This window comes from Pseudomonas sp. PS02288 (assembly GCF_029959715.1).
Lineage (GTDB): Bacteria > Pseudomonadota > Gammaproteobacteria > Pseudomonadales > Pseudomonadaceae > Pseudomonas_O > Pseudomonas_O kuykendallii.
Genome location: NZ_JASCPA010000001.1, coordinates 295,315 through 314,643 on the forward strand (window position 1 = coordinate 295,315; position 19,329 = coordinate 314,643).

The following is a 19,329-nucleotide window of genomic DNA, read 5'->3' on the forward strand; positions in this document are numbered from 1 at the left end:
ATCCATGTGGAGTTCGATGACGATGAGTGTGGAAACTCGCAAAGAGACCCTGGGCTTCCAGACCGAGGTGAAGCAACTGCTGCACCTGATGATCCATTCCTTGTATTCCAACAAGGAAATCTTCCTTCGTGAGCTGATTTCCAACGCCTCCGATGCCGCCGACAAACTGCGCTTCGAGGCCCTGGCGAAGCCCGAGCTGCTTGAGGGCGGCGCCGAGCTGAGGATTCGCGTCAGCTTCGACAAAGACGCCAAGACCGTCACCCTCGAAGACAACGGCATCGGCATGAGCCGCGAGGATGTGATCGCGCACCTGGGCACCATCGCCAAATCCGGCACCGCCGACTTCCTGAAGAATCTTTCCGGCGACCAGAAGAAGGATTCCCACCTGATCGGCCAGTTCGGCGTGGGCTTCTACTCGGCGTTCATCGTCGCCGACAAGGTCGAGGTGTTCACCCGCCGCGCCGGCCAGCCCGCCAGCGAAGGCGTGCTCTGGTCGTCGAAGGGCGAGGGCGAGTTCGAGGTCGAGAACATCGACAAGGCCGAGCGCGGCACGCGCATCGTCCTGCACCTGAAAGAGGGCGAGGAAGAGTTCGCCGATGGCTGGCGCCTGCGCAACATCATCAAGAAATACTCCGACCACATCGCGTTGCCCATCGAGCTGCCGAAGGAACATCACGGCGACGAAGAGAAGCCGGTCGAAACCGAGTGGGAAACCGTAAACCGCGCCAGCGCCCTGTGGACGCGTCCGCGTACCGAGGTGAAGGACGAGGAATACCAGGAGTTCTACAAGCACGTCGCCCACGACTACGAGAACCCGCTGGCCTGGAGCCACAACAAGGTCGAGGGCAAGCTTGAGTACACCTCGCTGCTCTACGTCCCGGCCCGCGCGCCGTTCGACCTGTACCAGCGCGAAGCGCCCAAGGGCCTCAAGCTGTACGTGCAGCGCGTGTTCATCATGGATCAGGCGGACCAGTTCCTGCCGCTGTACCTGCGCTTCATCAAGGGCGTGATCGACTCCAACGACCTGTCGCTGAACGTCTCGCGCGAAATCCTCCAGTCCGGCCCGGTGGTCGACTCGATGAAGTCGGCGCTGACCAAGCGCGTGCTGGACATGCTGGAGAAACTGGCGAAGGGCGAGCCCGAGCAGTACAAGAGTTTCTGGAAGCACTTCGGCCAGGTGCTCAAGGAAGGTCCGGCGGAAGACTTCGCCAACCGTGAGAAGATCGCCGGTCTGCTGCGCTTCGCCTCGACCTCCGACGAATCCGGAGAGCCCAGCGTCTCCCTGGCGGACTACGTCTCGCGCCTGAAGGAAGGTCAGGACAAGCTCTACTACCTGACCGGCGAAAGCTACGCGCAGGTGAAGAACAGCCCGCACCTGGAAGTCTTCCGCAAGAAAGGCATCGAAGTGCTGCTGCTCACCGACCGCATCGATGAGTGGCTGATGAGCTACCTCACCGAATTCGACGGCAAGCATTTTGTCGACGTCGCGCGCGGCGATCTGGACCTCGGCAAGCTGGACTCGGAAGAGGACAAGAAAGCCCAGGAAGAGGTCGCGAAGACCAAGGAAGGCCTGGTCGAACGACTCAAGGCGGCGCTGGGCGAGCAGGTGGCGGAGGTGCGCGTATCGCACCGCCTGACCGATTCGCCGGCAATCCTGGCGATTGGAGAGGCCGATCTCGGCCTGCAGATGCGCCAGATCCTCGAAGCCAGCGGGCAGAAGGTGCCGGATTCCAAGCCGATCTTCGAGTTCAACCCGACGCACCCGCTGATCGAGAAGCTCGATCGCGAGCCCGACGAGGACCGCTTCGGCGAGCTGAGCCACATCCTCTTCGACCAGGCTGCCCTGGCCGCGGGCGACAGCCTGAAGGACCCGGCAAGCTACGTGCGCCGGCTGAACAAGCTGTTGGTCGAGTTGTCCGCCTGAGCTAAGTAAGCGGTCAGTAGAAGGCCCGTCTCTTTCCGGAGGCGGGCCTTTTGTCGTTTCGGGTACAGAAAAAATCAATCGGGTCGTTATAGAGGATCAATGAGGCCCTTCCGCGAGGAGGCTTTAGGCTGGGCGCGCCGCTGAGGTATTATGGTGGCACATTGATGTCATTTGGCTGCCCGACCGAATCGGGCCGTCGTTTTCAATCGATCAGAAGCGCCTCGAGGCGCTCACGCAGGCTTGCCGGCCAGGGCTCGTCAGCTGTCAGCTCCTGAGTGCACGTAGAACCGTCCCATGAATGAACTGATTTCCCTGTTCGGCGATACCCGCGATCCGGGCCTACTCTTGCTCGCCAGCTACAACCCCTGGCTGGTGCTGCTTTCGCTGGCTATCGCGGTGTTCACCTCGAGCATGGCGCTGCAAATGGCCGGTGTGGCGCGCGCCAGCGCCAGTCTTCTCTATCGCCAGGTAGCGATCGGTACCGGTGCGCTGGCCCTGGGTGGGGGCGTCTGGTCGATGCACTTCATCGGCATGCTGGCCCTGCAGCTCTGTACCGAAGTCAGCTACGAACCGGGAATCACCGTGTTGTCGGTGGCGCCGAGCCTTGGCGCGTCCTGGGTCGCCCTGCAGTTGCTCTCGCGACCACGCCTGAGCGCCAGCGCCCTGTGGGTCGGCGGCCTGCTGGTGGGCGCCGGGATCGGCGCCATGCACTACGCCGGCATGGCGGCGATGCGCATGGGCCCGCTGCTGCGCTTCGACCCGATCTGGTTCGCCCTGTCGATCGTGGTGGCGGTCGGCCTTGCCGTGCTGGCGTTGTGGATTCGTTTCCGCCTGGTGCGCGTGAGGAACCTGTCCTCGTTCCAGGCAGTGCTGATCAGCGGGAGCGTCATGGGGCTGGCGATTTCCGGCATGCACTACACCGGCATGATTGGCGCCCGTTTCGTCGGCAGCCCGACGCTGGACGTTGCCCAGAGCGCGCTGCACGCGAATTACATTGCCCTCGCCGTGACCCTGATCGCGTTGACCCTCAGCGTGTTCGTGCTGGCCGCCAACAGCCTGCTGCGCTACCGGCTGATGTACCTGCAGATGCAGAGCAGCGAATCGAAGATGCGCACGCTGCTGGATACCGGAGTCGACGGCATCGTCACCCTCGACCAGCGGGGCCATATCGTCAGCGCCAACCGCCTGGTAGAACGGCTGTTCGGCTGGTCCACCGAAGAGCTGATCGGCCGCCACTTCGAGATGCTGATGCCCGAGGCGGTGCGCCGCGAGTACGCCGGCTACCTGCACGCCTACGCGCACGGGGAGCCGGTGGACGTCGTCGGCCAGAGCCGCGAAACGCTCGGGCTGCGCCGCGACGGCAGCTTGCTGCCGATCCGTCTCGCCCTGGGCATGGCTGTGCTGCCTGACCAGGTCCTCTTCGTCGGCTTCGTTTCCGACATCAGCGAGCGCAAGGCGATGGAGCAATCGCTGCGCGACAGCGAGCAGCAATACCGCTCGCTGATTCGCAATATCCCCGGGGTGTCGTTCCGCGTGTTGCTGGACGAGTACTGGACCGCCCTGTTCGTGAGCGACGCGGTGGAGGGGCTGACCGGCTGGCCGGCAGGTGCGTTCATGGCGCAGGAAGTACGTATCGGCGAACTGATTCATCCCGACGACATGAAAGCGTTCGACGACGAGGTAAGGGCCTCCATCGCGGCGGGGCAAAGCTATGTGATCGAGTACCGGTTGATCGACCGCGAGGGTCACGAGCACTGGATCTGGGAGGGCGGCAGCGCCGTGCTCAATGACCAAGGCCAGCCGCAATGGGTCGACGGGGTGATGCTGGACATCACCGAGAGCAAGCTGCGCAACGCCGAATACGAAGGTACCGTGGAAGCCATCAGTCGCGTGATGGGTATGATCGAGTTCGATCTGGAGGGGCGCGTACTCACCGCGAACGCGAACCTGCTGGCGCTTTCCGGCTACACGCTGGAGGAAATCCAGGGCCGGCACCACAGCCTGTTCTGCTATCCCGACTACGTTGCCAGCGACGAGTACCAGGACTTCTGGCGGCGCCTGCGCGCGGGTGAATACGATGCCGGCGAATACCATCGGCGCGGCAAGAATGGGCGAAACATCTGGATTCAGGCGTCCTACAACCCGATCTTCGATAGCGACGGCAAACCGTTCAAGATCGTCAAGTTCGCCACCGACGTCAGCGCCCGCCATGAAATCCAGAACCAGTTGCGCCTCGCCAAGGAGCGCGCCGAGCAGGCCGCGGCCGCGAAAACCTCGTTCCTGGCCAACATGAGCCACGAGATCCGGACACCGATGAACGCGGTGATCGGCTTCTCCGAGCTGTTGCTTGGCACCTCGCTGGACCCGACCCAGCGTCGTCATCTGGAAACCGTGCGGCACTCCGCGCGTTCGCTGCTGGGGCTGCTCAACGACATCCTCGACACCGCCAAGCTGGAAAAGGGCGCGCTGGAGCTGGAGAGCGTGTCGTTCTCGCTGCGCGACCTGTGCGAACAACTGGTCGCCTCGCTCAGCCTGAGCGCCGAAGCCAAGGGGCTGAGCCTGACGCTGGATTATTCGGCCGAGCTTGGCGACTGGTTCTCCGGCGACCCGCTGCGCGTGCAGCAGATACTGACCAATCTGCTCGGCAACGCGGTGAAGTTCACCGAGGCGGGCGGCGTGCGCCTGGCGGTGTTCGAGGACCAGGGGCGTGTGCACCTGCGCATCGAGGATAGCGGCATCGGCATTGCCGCCGATCGTCTGCAGAAAATCTTCGATCCGTTCGCCCAGGCCGACGCCTCCATGAGCCGGCGCTTCGGCGGCACCGGTCTCGGTACCACCATCGCACGCCAGTTGTGCGAGCTGATGGGCGGCGAGATAACCGTGGAGAGCGAGCTGGGCGTCGGGAGCGTGTTCCACGTGCTGCTGCCGCTGGAGGCGGTCGACGCCGGCCCACTCGCCCTGGCGCCGCTGCGTCAGGAGCTGCCGCCGCTGGACATCCTGCTGGCCGACGACATGCCGCAGAACCTCGAACTGCTGAGCATGATCCTCGGCGAGCAGGGCCACCGTATCGTGCAGGCGCCCGACGGCGCCGAAGCCGTCGCGGCGTTCGAGTCCGGCCGCTTCGATATCCTGCTGCTCGACGTGCAGATGCCCGGCATGGATGGCCTGGAAGCGACCCGGCGGATTCGCGCGATCGAGGCGCAGCACGGCATGCCACGGACGCCGATCATCGCGATCACCGCCAGCGTGCTGGAAAAGGACCGCCGCAGCGCCCATGAAGCCGGCATGGACGGCTTCACCTCCAAGCCGATCGACGTCGCCGCGCTGTTCGCCGAGCTGGGCCGGGTGTTTGGTTTACGTGCCGCGGCGAGCGTGCCGTCGGTGAGCGAGCCGGCCCACGGCGGCGTGATCGACTGGGACAGGGGCATGCGCCTCTGGGGCAGCGAACAGGCCGTGCGCGATGGGATTACGCACTTCCTCGAGCAGAACCAGGAAGCCTGCGCGCGGCTCGGCGCGGCGTTGCGTGCCGGCGATCGGAAAACTGCCGTCGCGCAGGCGCACCGCCTGCGCGGGGTGGCGGGCAACTTGGCGTTGGTGGACCTCTGCGAGCGGGCCGCTACGCTGGAGCAGGCGCTGAAGAATCCCGCGATGAGCGCTTTCGACGACCTTCAGGCGCAGTTGGCCAGCGCCTTCGCCGCGGTCACCGACCGCCTGGCTCTGCATGCGCCGCGCTCCGCTCCGCGCTTCGCCGACGCGGCGGACATGCCCTTCGACGCCGCGGCGCTGCGGGCAGTGCTGCCTGACTTCATCGACAGCCTGGAGCATGGCGAACTGAACGAGCCGCTGTGGGCGTCCGTGCGCAGCGCACTGTGCGAGGCCACCGCGGGGGCGGAGCTGGCTGCGCTGGAGCAGCTGCTCGACGATTTCGAGTTCGAGGAGGCGGCAAAACGGCTACAGGCTCTGCAGGACAGGCTGAACGAGATGGAGGTCGCCTGATGGATAGAATGGACAGTCGACCCAAACTGCTGCTGGTCGATGACGAAGCGACCAATCTGCAGGTGCTCCGGCACATCCTGCAGGACGATTACCGGCTGCTCTTCGCCAAATCCGGCGCCAAGGCCCTCGAACTGGCCTTCACCGAGTCGCCCGATCTGGTGTTGCTGGACGTGATGATGCCGGGCATGACCGGTCTCGAGGTCTGCAGCGCCCTCAAGGCCGAGCCGAGCACCGCGAGAATACCGGTGATCTTCGTCACCGCCCTGGCGGACACCGACGACGAGGCCAAGGGTTTCGAGGTCGGCGCCGTGGACTACATCACCGAACCGGTCAGCCCGCCGATTGTCAGGGCGCGACTGCGCACTCATCTGTCGCTGGTGCACGTCGAAACGCTGCGCCAGACCCGCCTGGAAATCGTCCAGCGGCTCGGGCTGGCGGCGGAGTACAAGGACAACGAAACCGGTCTCCACGTGATTCGCATGAGCCACTACTCGCAAGTGCTCGCGCGTGCGGCCGGCTACAGCGAGGCGCAGGCGGAAGAGTTGCTGCACGCTGCGCCGATGCACGACGTCGGCAAGATCGGCATTCCGGACGCCATCCTGCGCAAGCGCGGCGCCCTCGACGAAGACGAATGGCGGGTCATGCGCAGCCACGTGACCATCGGCGCGCGGATCATCGGCGAGCACGCCTCCGGCCTGTTGCGCACGGCGCAACGCATCGCGCTCGGGCATCACGAGAAATGGGACGGTTCGGGTTATCCTCTCGGGCTGGCAGGCGAAGCCATCCCGCTCGAGGCGCGTATCGTCGCGATTGCCGATGTCTTCGATGCGCTCACCAGCGTGCGCCCCTACAAGGCGGCATGGACGGTGGAGGACGCCCTGGACCTGCTCCGGCGCGAAAGCGGACGGCATTTCGATCCGCGGCTGGTCGAGCTGTTCATGGGTTGTCTGCCGGACGTACTCGCGATCAAGGCCCGCTGGGCGGAGGAGTGAATCCCGCTCCGGCGGACCGACTTTTCATTCCAACGGAGAAACCTGATGACCTCGAATTCCCTGCAGGACGCCGTAGCCGAGCTGGCTGCCGCCCAGGTGCTGGCCAAACCGGTTGCCTATGAAATCGACGGCATGCCCCACGAAGGCTGGCTGGTGCAATCCGCCTCGCTGGCCGCGCCGCGGCCCGGCCTGCTGATGGTGCCGAACTGGATGGGCGTGACCGGCAATGCATTGAAGAAGGCCGCGCGTGTCGCCGGCGAGCGTTACGTGGTCTTCGTCGCGGATCTCTACGGCAGCGCCGTGCGTCCGCAGAATGCCGACGAGGCGGGCGCCGCCATCGGCCCGCTGGGCGCCGACCGCGGGTTGCTGCGCAAGCGCGCGCAAGCGGCGCTGACGACGTTCCAGGCCCAGGCCGGCGAAGCGCAGCTCGACCTCGATCGTCTGGGCGCCATCGGCTTCTGCTTTGGTGGTTGCACGGTGCTGGAAATGGCCCGCGCCGGCGTGCCGCTGAAGGGCTTCGTTTCCCTACACGGCACCCTGGATACGCCGAACCCGGACGATGCCCGCAATATCCGCGGCTCGATCCTCGTGCTGCACGGCGCCAATGACCCGCTGGTGCCACAGAACCAGGTCCAGGGCTTCATCGCCGAGATGCAGGCGGCGCCCGGCGTGGACTGGCAACTGGTGCAATACGGTGGCGCGGTGCACTCGTTCAGCAACCCGGCGGCCAATGTGCCCGGCATGACCGAATACCATCCGGTGGCGGCGGCGCGGGCGTTCCGCGCGCTCGACGACTTCTTCAGCGAAGCCTTCGTGCCGCGCGCCTGATCGGGCAGCTCTAGGCTGGCAGCTCGATACGCCCGGTTTCGCCGGGCACCTGCGGCCAGTCGCCCGCGCTCCAGCGCTGACGCGCGCGCTCGATCAGCGCTGGGTTGCTGGCGACGAAATTCCAGTTCATCCGTCGCGGCCCGTCCAGCGGTGCACCGCCGATCAGCACCAGATGCGAGCCAGCGCAGGCGCTCAGCGTGAGCGCTTCACCGGGCGTCAGTACCGTCAGCGTCTGCACCGTCAGCGGCTGATCCTCCACCAGCGCCTCGCCCTCGATCAGGTAGAGCGCGCGCTCCTCATGCTCCGCCGGAATCACCAGCGACGCCCCTGCGCTAAGGCGCAGCTCGACATACAGCGTTGGCGAGAGCACCGGCACCGGCGACTTCAGGCAGAAACCCTCTCCCGCGATCACGCGGATATGCACGCCCAGGTTTTCGCTGGCTGGCAGGCTATCGGCCGGGTGATGGCTGTAGCAGGGCTCGGCGCATTCGTCCGCGCGTGGCGACGCCAGCCAGACCTGCAGGCCGTGCAGCAGTGAGCCGCGTTCGCGCAGCGCCTCGGGCGTGCGCTCGACATGGGCCACCGCGCTGCCGGCGGTCATCCAGCTCACTTCGCCAGGGCCCACCTGCTGCGCCGAGCCGAGGCTGTCCTTGTGCAGCAGCTCGCCCTCGAACAGGTAGGTGAGGGTGGACAGGCCGATGTGCGGGTGCTGCAGGATGTTCATGCCATGGCCGGGCGGGTACTGCGTCGGCAGCATGTGGTCGAAGAACACGAAGGGGCCGACGCTGCGGCATTGCGCAGCCGGCAGGCTGCGCAGTATGGCCTGGCCGGCGAGTTCCTCGCGGTGGGCACGCAGAAGGCGAAGTTCGGACATGACGACGCTCCAGTTGAAGGTGCGAAGAGGATGCCCGCGTTACGCCCGGCAGAAAAGCGCTACTGGCTGAAGGCGCCTTCGCTTAGCTGGGTGTCGATGCTCACCTCGGCGGTGGTCATCAGCTTGTGCAGCGGGCATTTGTCCGCCACGCGCAGCAGGCTGGCGCGCTGCTCGGCGGTCAGCGAGCCCTTGAGCGTGAGGACCACGCTCATGGCATAGCGGCCCTGGCGCTCCTCGCTGCCATCGTGGCTGACCTCGACGCTCACGCCGGTCAGCGGAATGCCCTTGTCGCGGGCGTAGCGGGTCACGGTGAGCGCCTTGCAGGTGCCCAGGGCGACGTCGAAGTAATCGTGCGGATCGGGCGCGCTGCCTTCGCCGCCGGCCGAGGTCGGCAGGTCGGTGTAGAGCTCGTGGCGTTCGTCCACCTCGATGCGCTGGCGGTAGTTGTCGCTGGATTCGCTGCTGACGATCACGCTCATCGTTGTTCTCTCGTGCGGGAAGGCTACCCAATTGAGCGCTTATTATCGACGACGTTCCCTGCCGCTTGAAAGTCGTGGGCGGGAGGCGCCGCAGGCACGCCGATTGGATTATTCTGCGAGACACCGACCACGATGGAGCAGACACACACGATGCAAGCGGATTTCTGGCAGGCACGCTGGTCACGCAACGAAATCGGTTTTCACCTCGATGAGGTGAACCCCTACCTCCGTCGTCACTGGCCCGCGCTGGGGGTGGAGAAGGGCGCTCAGGTGCTGGTGCCGCTGTGCGGCAAGAGCCTGGATATCGACTGGCTCGCGGCGAGCGGTCTGCGCGTAATCGGCGTCGAGCTGGCGGAGCGGGCGGTGCAGGACTTCTTCGCCGAGCGCGGGCTGGAGGCGCAGGTCGAGCAGCGCGGCGCGTTCAGCGTGCATCGGCATGGCGACGTCGAACTGTGGTGTGGCGATTTCTTCGCGCTGAGCGCCGAGGACGTCGCCGATTGCGCGGCCGTCTATGACCGCGCCGCGCTGATCGCACTGCCACCGCCGATGCGCCGGGCCTACGTCGAGCACCTGGAGCGTATCCTGCCGTCCCGCAGCGAAGGCCTGCTGATCACCCTCGACTATGACCAGACGCAGATGAGCGGCCCGCCGTTCGCCGTCGCGGACGCGGAGGTTCGCCAGCTGTACGCGGGTTGGCGAATCGACACGCTGGAGTCGCTGGACGTGCTGGGTGAAAACTGGAGATTCCTCCAGCGCGGGCTTACGCGGCTGGAGGAGAGCGTCTACAGGCTGCGTCGATAGCCGTGTCGCGGGCAGTAAAAAGGGCGGTCGAGACCGCCCTTTTTAATTTCTGCCCCAATCAGCCGCGCTGACGCAGCGCCTGGATGCGCTCCTCCAGCGGCGGGTGGCTCATCAGCAGGCCGGCCAGGCCATTCTTCAGGCCGCCGTTGATGCCGAACGCGGTCAGGCTGTCGGGCATCTGCACCGGCACGCCCTGCTCGGAACGCAGGCGTTGCAGCGCACCGATCATCGCGTTGGTGCCCGCCAGGTTGGCGCCGGCTTCGTCGGCGCGGAATTCGCGACGGCGCGAGAACCACATGACGATGATCGAGGCGAGGATGCCCAGCACCAGCTCGGCGAAGATGGTCGCGACGAAGTAGCCGATGCCGTGGCCGTCTTCGTTCTTGAAGATCGCCTTGTCGACGAAGTTGCCGAAGATCCGCGCGAAGAACATCACGAAGGTGTTCACCACGCCCTGGATCAGCGCCAGGGTGACCATGTCGCCATTGGCCACGTGGCCGATCTCGTGGGCCAGTACGGCTTTCACTTCCTCCGGCGAAAAACGCTCGAGCAGGCCCTGGCTGACCGCGACCAGGGCGTCGTTGCGGTTCCAGCCGGTGGCGAAGGCGTTGGCCTCGTAGGCGGGGAAGATGCCCACTTCGGGCATCTTGATGCCGGCTTCGCGGGACAGTTGCTCGACGGTCTGCAGCAGCCACTGCTCATGGCGGGTACGCGGCTGGCTGATGATCTGCGTGCCGGTGCTCATCTTCGCCATCCACTTGGAGATAAACAGCGAAATCAGCGAGCCGGCGAAACCGAAGACGGCGCAGAAGACCAGCAGGCTGCCGTAGTTCTGACCGGTGAAGCGGTCCACCCCGAGCAGCTTGAGGGTGATGCTGGCGATGACCAGAACCGCCAGGTTGGTGGCCAGGAACAACAGGATGCGCATCATGGTTAAAACGATCCTCACGGGATAACAGAGTAAGTACGTCGGCTATATAAGGGGCGCCATCGGCCAGTTCAACCAAGCTCTGGTATCAAACTGTGTCCTGTGTGCCCTCTGCGGCGGGTCATTCCGGCTGGGATGCCGGCGCACGGTCGAAGATCAGCCGGGCCAGCCGGGCGATGCGCTCGCTCTGGCCCTCGGCCAGCGCCTCGCGTAACTGATGGGCGAGGGTGCCCTGCACACGGCGCACGGCCGCCGGCAGTTCGGCGCTGCCGGCCACATGCGGCACTGGCCTGGACAGGCGCAGGAAGCCCTTTTCGCTAAGCACCGCCTGATCGAGGGCTTCGTAGCGGATGCTTGACTCGTAGCGGATGTAGCCCTCGTCGGCGAGCCAGATCAGCGCGCCGAGGCAGCTCTGGTGACGCTTGCTCGGCAGGCCGAACTCGTCGGGCTCCTCGAAGCCGATGAGGTCGACGACGTACAGCCCCACCTTGCGCGGAAACGCCTGATAGAGCAGCAGCATGCCGGCAGCGGCATCCTTGTAGAACTCGTCGATCTGCAGATCCATCAGGCGCCCCGGTGGCTCATTGGCGATAGGTCTTGAGGAAGTTGCCGATGCGCCCGATGGCCTGTTCGAGATCGTCGACGCGCGGCAGCGTGACCACGCGGAAATGGTCCGGCCACGGCCAATTGAACGCGGTGCCCTGGACGATCAGCAGTTTCTCCGAGAGCAGCAGGTCGAGGACGAACTTCTCGTCGTTGTGGATCGGGCAGACCTTCGGGTCGATCCTCGGGAACGCGTAGAGCGCGCCCATCGGCTTGACGCAGCTGACGCCTGGGATGTCGTTGAGCAGCTCCCAGGTGCGGTTGCGCTGTTCCAGCAGGCGGCCGTTGGGCAGTACCAGGTCGTTGATGCTCTGGTAGCCGCCCAGCGCGGTCTGGATCGCATGCTGGCTCGGAACGTTGGCGCACAGGCGCATGTTGGCGAGGATGTCGAGGCCCTCGATGTAGCTCTGCGCATGCTGCTTGGGCCCGGAGATCGCCACCCAGCCGGAACGGAAACCCGCCACGCGGTAGGACTTGGACAGCCCGTTGAAGGTCAGGCAAAGCACGTCCGGCGCCAGCGAAGCGGTGGAAATGTGCACCGCCTCGTCGTAGAGGATCTTGTCGTAGATTTCATCGGAGAACAGCGCCAGCCCGTTCTGCCGCGCCAGTTCGACGATGCCCTCGAGCACTTCCTTGGAGTACACCGCGCCGGTCGGGTTGTTCGGGTTGATCAGCACGATCGCCTTGGTGTTCGGCGTGATCTTCGCCTTCATGTCGGCGAGGTCGGGGAACCAGCCGGCCTGTTCATCGCACAGGTAGTGCACCGGCTTGCCGCCGGAAAGGGCCACCGCGGCGGTCCACAGCGGGTAGTCGGGGGCCGGGATGAGCACCTCGTCGCCATTGTTGAGCAGCGCCTGCATCGACATCACGATCAGTTCGGAAACGCCGTTGCCCAGGTAGATGTCCTCGATCCCGACGCCTTCGACCTGCTTCTGCTGGTAGTACTGCATCACCGCCTTGCGTGCGCTGAACAGGCCTTTCGAGTCGCTGTAGCCCTGCGCGGTGGGCAGGTTGCGGATCACGTCCTGGAGGATTTCCTCGGGTGCCTCGAAGCCGAACGGCGCCGGGTTGCCGATGTTCAGCTTGAGGATGCGCTGGCCTTCCTCTTCCAGGCGCTTGGCGTGCTTGAGCACCGGGCCGCGGATGTCGTAGCAGACGTTGGCGAGCTTGTTCGATTTGCTGAACTGCATGAGGCTGGATGTCCCGAATGGCGCGGCGGACGGTCGCGCTTGGAGGAGGGCGGAGAGGGGGCGGGCCGCAACCCGGACGCCAGGCCGCTGTCGAAAGTCAGGCATGATACGTCCGGCCCGATGACCGGAAAAGGTACAGCCCGGGCTTTTTTCCGCTACGAGGTAACCCCATGGACAAGCTTGAAAAACCCCTGGACGCCTGGCGCGAGGAGCTCTCCGACGAGCAGTTCCACATCTGCCGCCTGGGCGGTACGGAGCGCCCGTTCACCGGCAAGTACAACGACAGCAAGACGCCCGGCCTTTACCGCTGCGCCTGCTGCGACGCCGCGTTGTTCGACTCCGAAACCAAGTACGACTCCGGCAGCGGCTGGCCGGCGTACTTCCAGCCAGTGTCGCCCGAGGCGATCCGCGAACTGGAGGACTTCAGCCATGGCATGCACCGTGTCGAAGTACGCTGCGCGCGCTGCGACGCCCACCTCGGCCACCTGTTCCCCGATGGTCCGCGCCCGACCGGTATGCGCTACTGCATCAACTCGGCGTCGCTGAAGCTCGAACCGCGCGACGCCTGATTCCAGCAGACGCACCGCCTTCGTAGGGTGGGCTCCAGCCCACCTTACCTGGCGCTGTGACGTTGCCGCTTGGCGAACTGAAAAGGACTTGTGGATGATTATAAATTGTGTGCAATTCAATTGATTGCTATGTTTCGTCTTCTTCCCTCGACAAGGACAACGACCATGGGCGACGTACTCCTCGACATACCCTGCACCACCATCAAGGGCGAACAGAAATCCCTCGCCGACTTCGGTGGCAAGGCCCTGCTGGTGGTGAACACCGCGAGCAAGTGCGGCTTCACCCCGCAATACCAAGGCCTGGAAAAGCTCTGGCAGGAATACAAGGACCGGGGCCTGGTGGTGCTCGGTTTCCCGTGCAACCAGTTCGGCAAGCAGGAACCCGGCGACGAGAGCGCCATCTCCGAGTTCTGCGAACTGAACTTCGGTGTCAGTTTCCCGCTGTTCAAGAAGGTCGACGTCAATGGCGCCGCCGCGCACCCGCTGTTCGTCCAGTTGAAGAAGCGCGCTCCCGGACTGCTGGGCAGCCAGGGCATCAAGTGGAATTTCACCAAGTTTCTGATCGGCGCCGATGGCCAGCTGGTCAGGCGTTTCGCTCCCACCACAAAGCCCGAGGAGCTGACGGGCGAGATCGAGGCGCTGCTCACGTGAGTCCTGCCGAGGAGGCCGGTCTGGCGCTGGATCAGCAGATCTGCTTCAAGCTGTACGCCGCTTCGCGGGCGGTCATCCGCGGCTACAAGCCGATGCTCGATGCGCTCGGCCTGACCTATCCGCAGTACCTGGCGATGATGGTGCTTTGGGAATGGCAGGCCAGCGATCCGGGGCAGCCGACGGTCAAGGCGCTGGGCCAGCGCCTGATGCTGGATTCCGGAACCCTGACGCCGTTGCTCAAGCGCCTGGAGCAACTCGGCCTGGTGCGCCGGCAGCGCGCCGTTCGGGACGAGCGGGAAGTGCACCTCGGCCTCACCGACGCTGGCCTGGCCCTGCGTGACCGGGTTCCGCCGGTGCAGCAGCGCCTGCAGTGCATGGCGGACGTGGATGCCGGTGAGCTGATCGATCTGCGCGAGCGCCTGGATCGGCTGCTGCACCTGCTCGATGGCTGAAGGGCGATTCGCTAGTGGGCGGAGGGTGAAAACCAGGTGTCGAGCATCGCCGCCAGTTCTTCGCGGCGGAACGGCTTGGCCAGGTAATCGTTCATCCCGCAGCTGCGGCAGCGCTCGCGTTCGTCCGGCAGGGCATTGGCGGTGAGCGCGATGATCGGCAGATCGGCCCAGCGTCCGTCGCGACGAATTCGCCGGCTGGCTTCGTAGCCGTCCATCACCGGCATGTTGCAGTCCATCAGCACCAGATCGACGTCCTGCCCCTCCAGGTACGCCAGCGCTTCGGCGCCATGTCCGGCGACCGCTACCTCGCAGCCCAGCTTGCCGAGCATGCCCTTGGCCACGAGCTGGTTGACCGCGTTGTCTTCGACCAGCAGCACCCGTGCGCGGCGCAACGGCTTTTCCTCGCGCTGCCGTAGGTCGACGTTGGTCGGCTCCTGGCCGAGCAGGCGTGACAGCGACTGCGCGAGCGCGGCGCGCGACAGCGGTCGTGCCAACTGCTCCAGCGGTGCCAGGTGCGCCGTTTCCTCGGTCGGCAGGAAGTTGCCGTAGGCCGTGATCAGCAGCAGGGGCGCTGAGGTTTCGGCTCGCAGACCGAGCAGATTTTCCGCGCGATCGCTGATCAGCAGATCTACCTGCGTCCCGGAGAGCGACTGCAAAGGGTCCTGGCGCCAGTATTCCAGGCCGAACGCCGGCAGCCAGGTGTCGAGGAGTTCATCCAGGCCGCTGTCGGCGGCGATCTGCGCGACGACCCGCCCGTTCATGTGGTGGACCGGCGCGGCGAGCTGATGCGCCGGCAGTGGCAGGTCGACGATGAACTGGCTGCCCTGGCCCTCGCGCGAATCCAGCTCAAGCTCGCCCTGCATGGCTTCGCAGAGCCGCCGTGCCAGCGCCAGGCCGAGGCCCGTGCCGCCGTACTGGCGGGTGATGCCGGCGCCGCCCTGGGCGAATGGATGGAAGATCCGCGCCTGGGCCGCGGGCGGGATACCGATTCCGGTGTCGCGGACGATGATGCAGACACCGTTCGCGCTGGGCCGGACCTTCACATCGACGCGACCCGTGCGGGTGAACTTGAGCGCATTGGAAAGCAGATTGCTGACGATCTGCCTGACACGCGTCGGATCGCCCAGCAACTGGCTCGGCAGCCCCGGCGAGATCAGGCAGGTCAACTCCACGCCGGGGCTGGCGTTCTGCGACAGCAGGCTGGCGGTGTCCTCCACCAGGCTGCCCAGGTCGAAGGGAATCCGCTCCAGCTCCAGCTGCCCGGCCTCGAACTTGGACAGGTCGAGGATATCGTTGAGCAGCTCCACCAGGACCTTGCCCGAGTCGTGGGCGATCGACAGCTGCTGGCGCTGCTCGGTGCCGAGCGGGCCGTCCATCGACAGCGAAAGCATCCCCAGCAGGCCGTTCAACGGCGTCCGGATTTCGTGGCTCATGTGGGCGAGGAAGGCGGCACGCGCCTGCGCGGTTTCCTGTGCGGTGCGCTTGGCGGCCTGCAGGTCGCGGTTGGAGGCCGTGAGGCGCGCGTTGGCCGCTTCCACTTCGGCGGTACGCGCCGAAACGATGCCTTCGAGTTCGCCGAGGTACTGCGTCAGTCGATTCTCGGCTTCGCGGCGCTGCTCGATCTCGGCACTGGTCAGTTGCAATTGCTGATTGATGGCCTGCACCAGCACGCCGATTTCGTCGTGCTCGTGGCCCGCCGGAAGCTCCAGCCGCTGATGCGGGTCGCGCGGGTCGCGGGTGCTCAGTGCACGCGCCAGGCCGGCCAGCGGCTTGGTCAGCATGGCGTAGAACATTACCAGCAGGATCAGCGAAAGCAGCAGGCTGCGGGCGAAGCCGGAAAGAAGGGTGATCAACGAGCGGCGCAGGAAGTGGTCGCCGAAGGCATAGGTGTCGACTTGCAGACGCAGCAGGCCGAGGTTCTCGCCGGGGTCGTGGTCGACGAACAGGGTCGATTCGAAGCCGCGGTGCTCGCCAAACAGCATGTCGCTGAACAGCCGATAGCCGTCGACATGCGGTGTCCGGCTGACGCTCGCCAGGGGCACCCCGTCGTTGTCGATGATTTCCGCACGGATCACGGCGGGGGATTGCAGCAGGCCTTCGACCAGTTCCTGCGCCAGTTCCGCGTCGATGTTGTAGGCGATGCGCGCCGCGGGGTTGTGGGCGATTTCCAGCAGCGTCTGCATCTCGCGATCGATGGACGCATCTTCGCTGGCATAATCGACGCCAACCTGGATCAGGCTCAGTAGCGTGCCGAGAATGAATGCTACCAGTACCGTCAGGCTGGCCTGCTTGAACGACAAGCGGTCGGTGAACGATATATCCATGGGTAGCGGCCAACTCGAGTCCGTCGCCGTCCAAGCATAGCCCAATCAACCGCGTCGCCGGCATCACCCGGCGCGTCATCGACGAGTCGCAGGAGTATTCGATGGAACCTCGTTTGTCCGTCTTTCTGGAACGTGCCGAAAGCGTCCTGGCGCGCCTCGATCCGCTGCTTCCGGCGGTGCGCCCGCCGCTCGACTGGAATCATTGCCTGGCCGCGCGCTGGCAGCGCGAAGGGCGCTCCGGCTTCCTGCTGCCGTTGCAGGTCAGCCTCGACCTGAACCTCGACGACCTGATCGGCGTCGATCGCCAGCGCGAGCAACTGGCGCGCAACACCCGGCAGTTTCTCGACGGCCTGCCGGCGAACCACGCCTTGCTCTGGGGCGCCCGCGGCACCGGCAAGTCGTCGCTGGTCCGGGCGCTGCTGGCGGAGAACGCCGCCGCCGGCCTGCGCCTGATCGAGATCGAGCGCGATCACCTGGCCGATCTGCCGCGGGTGGTAGAGCAACTGATGCGTCTGCCGCAGCGTTTCGTGCTGTTCTGCGATGACCTGTCGTTCGAGGCGGGCGAGGGGGACTACCGCGTGCTTAAGAGTGTGCTCGACGGCTCGCTGGAGCGCGCGCCGGAGAATGTGCTGCTCTACGCCACCTCGAACCGCCGCCATCTGGTGCCCGAGAAGCAGAGCGACAACGAGAACTGGCAGATGGTGGATGGCGAGCTGCACCCCAACGAGGCGGTGGAGGACAAGATTGCGCTGTCCGACCGCTTTGGCCTGTGGCTGTCTTTCTACCCCTTCACCCAGGAGCATTTCCTCGATGTCGTGCGCCACTGGATCGGCAGCATGGCAGAGCAGGCGGGCCTGCAATGGCAATGGAGCGAGGAGTTGGAGAAGCAGGCGATCCGCTGGGCTTCGGGTCGTGGCAACCGCAATGGGCGCTGCGCGTACCAGTTCGCCCGCCAGTGGGTCGGGCTGCAACTGCTGGGAACCGAGGCATGATCGCGTTCGACGAGGTCGGCGAGGGCCTCGAAGGCTACGGCCTGCTGGCGGCGCAACTGGAATCGCTGCTGGCCGGCGAGCGCGATTTCATCGCCAACGCGGCGCAGTTCTCGGCGTTCCTGTTTCATGAGCTTGGCGCGTTGAACTGGGCGGGGTTTTATTTGGCGCGTGGCGAGGAGCTGGTGCTGGGGCCGTTCCAGGGCAAGGTGGCCTGCGTGCGGATTCCCTTCGGGCGTGGTGTCTGCGGCACCGCGGCGGCGACCGGGAAAACCCAGCGGGTCGAGGATGTGCACGCATTCCCGGGCCACATCGCCTGCGACAGCGCCTCGAACAGCGAACTGGTCGTTCCGTTGCTCAAGGACGGGCGGCTGATCGGCGTGCTCGACCTGGACAGCCCAGACCTGGCCCGCTTCGGTGAGGCGGACCAGCAGGGTCTGGAGCGTCTGGCGGCGATCTTCCTGCGGCTGACCGACTGTTGATCGCGGTATTCAGTCGTAGATGTTCTTCTTCTGCCAGACGTCATCCTCCTCCAGCTGCGACAGGCCGGCGTTCAGCTCGGTGCTTTCTTCCTGATGCGGCTGGTCGAAGGCGAGGATCATCGCTTCGGTCTGAGCTAGCTGCTGTTCCAGCTTCTCGCGTTCCGCCTTGTACTGCGCGACGTTGGGTTGCTTACGCAGGAACTGCACGCCACGCTCGTAGGCCAGCCGCGCCTGACGCGGTAGCTTCTGTTGCAGCGCCTGCTGGCCGAGGTTGGTGAAGAACTCGATGTGGAGCAGCACCAGGATGTGCCGCACGTTGGCGATCCACTGCTTGGCATCGTTGGCCGAGAGCAGGCCTTCCTGGGCGGCGCGGGTAATCTGCCCGTGCAGGGTTTCCAGCTGGAAACGTACCTCCTTGGCCTGACCGTCATTGTTTATCGGCTGCGGCGGGTTGCCCGGGACTATGCCTTCACCCTGGGCGAACAGCGGCTGCAGGTAGGCGATGCGTGCGCGCAACTCGGCGTTGTTCTTGTCGACCGTCAGCAGCCGTTCGCTGAGCTTTAGCTCCAGCCCGACCAGCAGCAGCTTGAGCGACGGCGTCATGTACTGCCCTGGGAAGACCTCCGACAGATCGCCGATGCGACGGGTGCGGTCCGTGAGGTCAGCGCGCAGTCGCGCTTTCTCCAGCGCGTTATTTTCCACCATGTGGTTGATGTAACCGATGCCCAGCAACAGCAAGATGCCGGCGGCTACCAGGACCGAAATGACGATGGGTGACATCTTCTTCACCTTATTAGTGTGCGCGTTTTGCCCGAGTGTAGAGACTTGACGTGTCATCCGATAGTGGCGCGCTGACAGCAGTTGAAGTCGTTGATTTAAAAAAATATTTGAAGGGTGCTTGACGACCTTTCGAAGGCTAAATAGAATGCGCGCCACTTCCAGCGTGAAGCCAAAAGCGAAACGCCAGAAGCCGGAAAAGAAGTCGTAAGTTCCGGGCTGCGTCCCCTTCGTCTAGTGGCCTAGGACACCGCCCTTTCACGGCGGTAACAGGGGTTCGAGTCCCCTAGGGGACGCCATTGCGGGAATAGCTCAGTTGGTAGAGCACGACCTTGCCAAGGTCGGGGTCGCGAGTTCGAGTCTCGTTTCCCGCTCCAAATCTGCAGTCAGGCTTACCAAAACCTGATAGCCAAAAAAGGCGGCCTACGGGCCGCCTTTTTCGTTTCCGGCATTCTTCCCATGCGCGGTTC

Annotated in this window: 17 protein-coding genes and 2 tRNA genes; 12 read left to right on the top strand and 7 right to left on the bottom strand. The window is 65.0% G+C overall.

Features of this window, described 5'->3' with window-relative positions; translation table 11 throughout:
• Positions 1 to 22: 22 nt before the first annotated feature.
• The 4 genes from htpG to QMX85_RS01415 all read left to right on the top strand — a co-directional run bounded on the left by htpG (position 23) and on the right by QMX85_RS01415 (position 7,740).
• On the top strand, positions 23 to 1,924 hold the full coding sequence (gene htpG, locus QMX85_RS01400; RefSeq protein WP_282338379.1) for a molecular chaperone HtpG: 1,902 nt from the start codon (positions 23 to 25) through the stop codon (positions 1,922 to 1,924).
• A gap of 294 nt (positions 1,925 to 2,218) precedes the next feature.
• Positions 2,219 to 5,920, top strand: a complete 3,702-nt coding sequence (locus tag QMX85_RS01405; protein WP_282338380.1) for a PAS domain S-box protein — start codon at positions 2,219 to 2,221, stop codon at positions 5,918 to 5,920.
• Positions 5,920 to 6,912 (top strand): HD domain-containing phosphohydrolase, encoded by a 993-nt coding sequence (locus QMX85_RS01410; RefSeq protein ID WP_282338381.1) that lies wholly within the window; start codon positions 5,920 to 5,922, stop codon positions 6,910 to 6,912. Before QMX85_RS01405 ends, QMX85_RS01410 begins: the two co-directional genes overlap by 1 nt.
• 45 nt (positions 6,913 to 6,957) lie before the next feature.
• On the top strand, positions 6,958 to 7,740 hold the full coding sequence (locus QMX85_RS01415; protein WP_282338383.1) for a dienelactone hydrolase family protein: 783 nt from the start codon (positions 6,958 to 6,960) through the stop codon (positions 7,738 to 7,740).
• Between the two features lie 10 nt (positions 7,741 to 7,750).
• On the opposite strand, the gene QMX85_RS01420 is transcribed toward QMX85_RS01415, so the two are convergent.
• Positions 7,751 to 8,614: a pirin family protein gene (locus tag QMX85_RS01420; RefSeq protein ID WP_282338384.1), complete on the bottom strand. Its 864-nt coding sequence runs from the start codon at positions 8,612 to 8,614 to the stop codon at positions 7,751 to 7,753.
• A 59-nt stretch (positions 8,615 to 8,673) separates the two neighbouring features.
• Positions 8,674 to 9,093: an OsmC family protein gene (locus QMX85_RS01425; RefSeq protein ID WP_090229229.1), complete on the bottom strand. Its 420-nt coding sequence runs from the start codon at positions 9,091 to 9,093 to the stop codon at positions 8,674 to 8,676.
• A gap of 150 nt (positions 9,094 to 9,243) precedes the next feature.
• On the opposite strand from QMX85_RS01425, the gene QMX85_RS01430 reads away from it, so the two are divergent.
• Positions 9,244 to 9,894 carry a thiopurine S-methyltransferase gene (locus QMX85_RS01430; RefSeq protein ID WP_282338385.1) on the top strand — a complete coding sequence of 217 codons (651 nt, stop codon included), beginning with the start codon at positions 9,244 to 9,246 and terminating at the stop codon, positions 9,892 to 9,894.
• Positions 9,895 to 9,952: 58 nt separating this feature from the next.
• Here QMX85_RS01430 and htpX read toward each other — a convergent pair whose 3' ends face one another.
• From htpX to QMX85_RS01445, 3 genes are all read right to left on the bottom strand, one after another.
• Complete coding sequence (htpX, locus tag QMX85_RS01435) at positions 9,953 to 10,825, bottom strand: protease HtpX (protein ID WP_282338387.1); 873 nt, start codon at positions 10,823 to 10,825, stop codon at positions 9,953 to 9,955.
• Between the two features lie 118 nt (positions 10,826 to 10,943).
• The gene (locus tag QMX85_RS01440; RefSeq protein ID WP_282338389.1) at positions 10,944 to 11,387 is read right to left on the bottom strand and encodes a hypothetical protein; all 444 of its coding nucleotides are present in this window, start codon (positions 11,385 to 11,387) and stop codon (positions 10,944 to 10,946) included.
• Between the two features lie 16 nt (positions 11,388 to 11,403).
• Positions 11,404 to 12,615, bottom strand: coding sequence for a pyridoxal phosphate-dependent aminotransferase (locus QMX85_RS01445; RefSeq protein WP_090229224.1), 1,212 nt, complete (start codon positions 12,613 to 12,615; stop codon positions 11,404 to 11,406).
• Between the two features lie 170 nt (positions 12,616 to 12,785).
• Here QMX85_RS01445 and msrB point away from each other — a divergent pair, with 170 nt between their 5' ends.
• From msrB to QMX85_RS01460, 3 genes are all read left to right on the top strand, one after another.
• Entirely contained in the window at positions 12,786 to 13,184 is a 399-nt protein-coding gene (gene msrB / locus QMX85_RS01450) for a peptide-methionine (R)-S-oxide reductase MsrB (RefSeq protein WP_090229222.1), read from the top strand.
• 165 nt (positions 13,185 to 13,349) lie between these two features.
• The gene (locus tag QMX85_RS01455) at positions 13,350 to 13,835 is read left to right on the top strand and encodes a glutathione peroxidase (RefSeq protein ID WP_282338390.1); all 486 of its coding nucleotides are present in this window, start codon (positions 13,350 to 13,352) and stop codon (positions 13,833 to 13,835) included.
• Entirely contained in the window at positions 13,832 to 14,287 is a 456-nt protein-coding gene (locus tag QMX85_RS01460) for a MarR family transcriptional regulator (RefSeq protein WP_282338391.1), read from the top strand. The genes QMX85_RS01455 and QMX85_RS01460 overlap by 4 nt, the downstream gene beginning before the upstream one ends.
• An 11-nt stretch (positions 14,288 to 14,298) precedes the next feature.
• On the opposite strand, the gene QMX85_RS01465 is transcribed toward QMX85_RS01460, so the two are convergent.
• Positions 14,299 to 16,611, bottom strand: a complete 2,313-nt coding sequence (locus tag QMX85_RS01465; RefSeq protein ID WP_282338393.1) for an ATP-binding protein — start codon at positions 16,609 to 16,611, stop codon at positions 14,299 to 14,301.
• A gap of 101 nt (positions 16,612 to 16,712) precedes the next feature.
• On the opposite strand from QMX85_RS01465, the gene QMX85_RS01470 reads away from it, so the two are divergent.
• Together QMX85_RS01470 and QMX85_RS01475 are read left to right on the top strand one after the other, a co-directional pair.
• On the top strand, positions 16,713 to 17,603 hold the full coding sequence (locus QMX85_RS01470; RefSeq protein WP_282338394.1) for an ATP-binding protein: 891 nt from the start codon (positions 16,713 to 16,715) through the stop codon (positions 17,601 to 17,603).
• Positions 17,600 to 18,082: a GAF domain-containing protein gene (locus QMX85_RS01475; RefSeq protein WP_282338395.1), complete on the top strand. Its 483-nt coding sequence runs from the start codon at positions 17,600 to 17,602 to the stop codon at positions 18,080 to 18,082. The genes QMX85_RS01470 and QMX85_RS01475 overlap by 4 nt, the downstream gene beginning before the upstream one ends.
• 9 nt (positions 18,083 to 18,091) lie before the next feature.
• On the opposite strand, the gene QMX85_RS01480 is transcribed toward QMX85_RS01475, so the two are convergent.
• Positions 18,092 to 18,862, bottom strand: a complete 771-nt coding sequence (locus QMX85_RS01480) for a hypothetical protein (RefSeq protein ID WP_282338396.1) — start codon at positions 18,860 to 18,862, stop codon at positions 18,092 to 18,094.
• A 220-nt stretch (positions 18,863 to 19,082) separates the two neighbouring features.
• Between QMX85_RS01480 and QMX85_RS01485 the strand changes: the two genes are divergently transcribed.
• Together QMX85_RS01485 and QMX85_RS01490 are read left to right on the top strand one after the other, a co-directional pair.
• Positions 19,083 to 19,158 (top strand) — tRNA-Glu (locus QMX85_RS01485).
• A 2-nt stretch (positions 19,159 to 19,160) separates the two neighbouring features.
• Positions 19,161 to 19,236, top strand: a tRNA-Gly gene (locus QMX85_RS01490).
• Positions 19,237 to 19,329 lie beyond the last annotated feature (93 nt).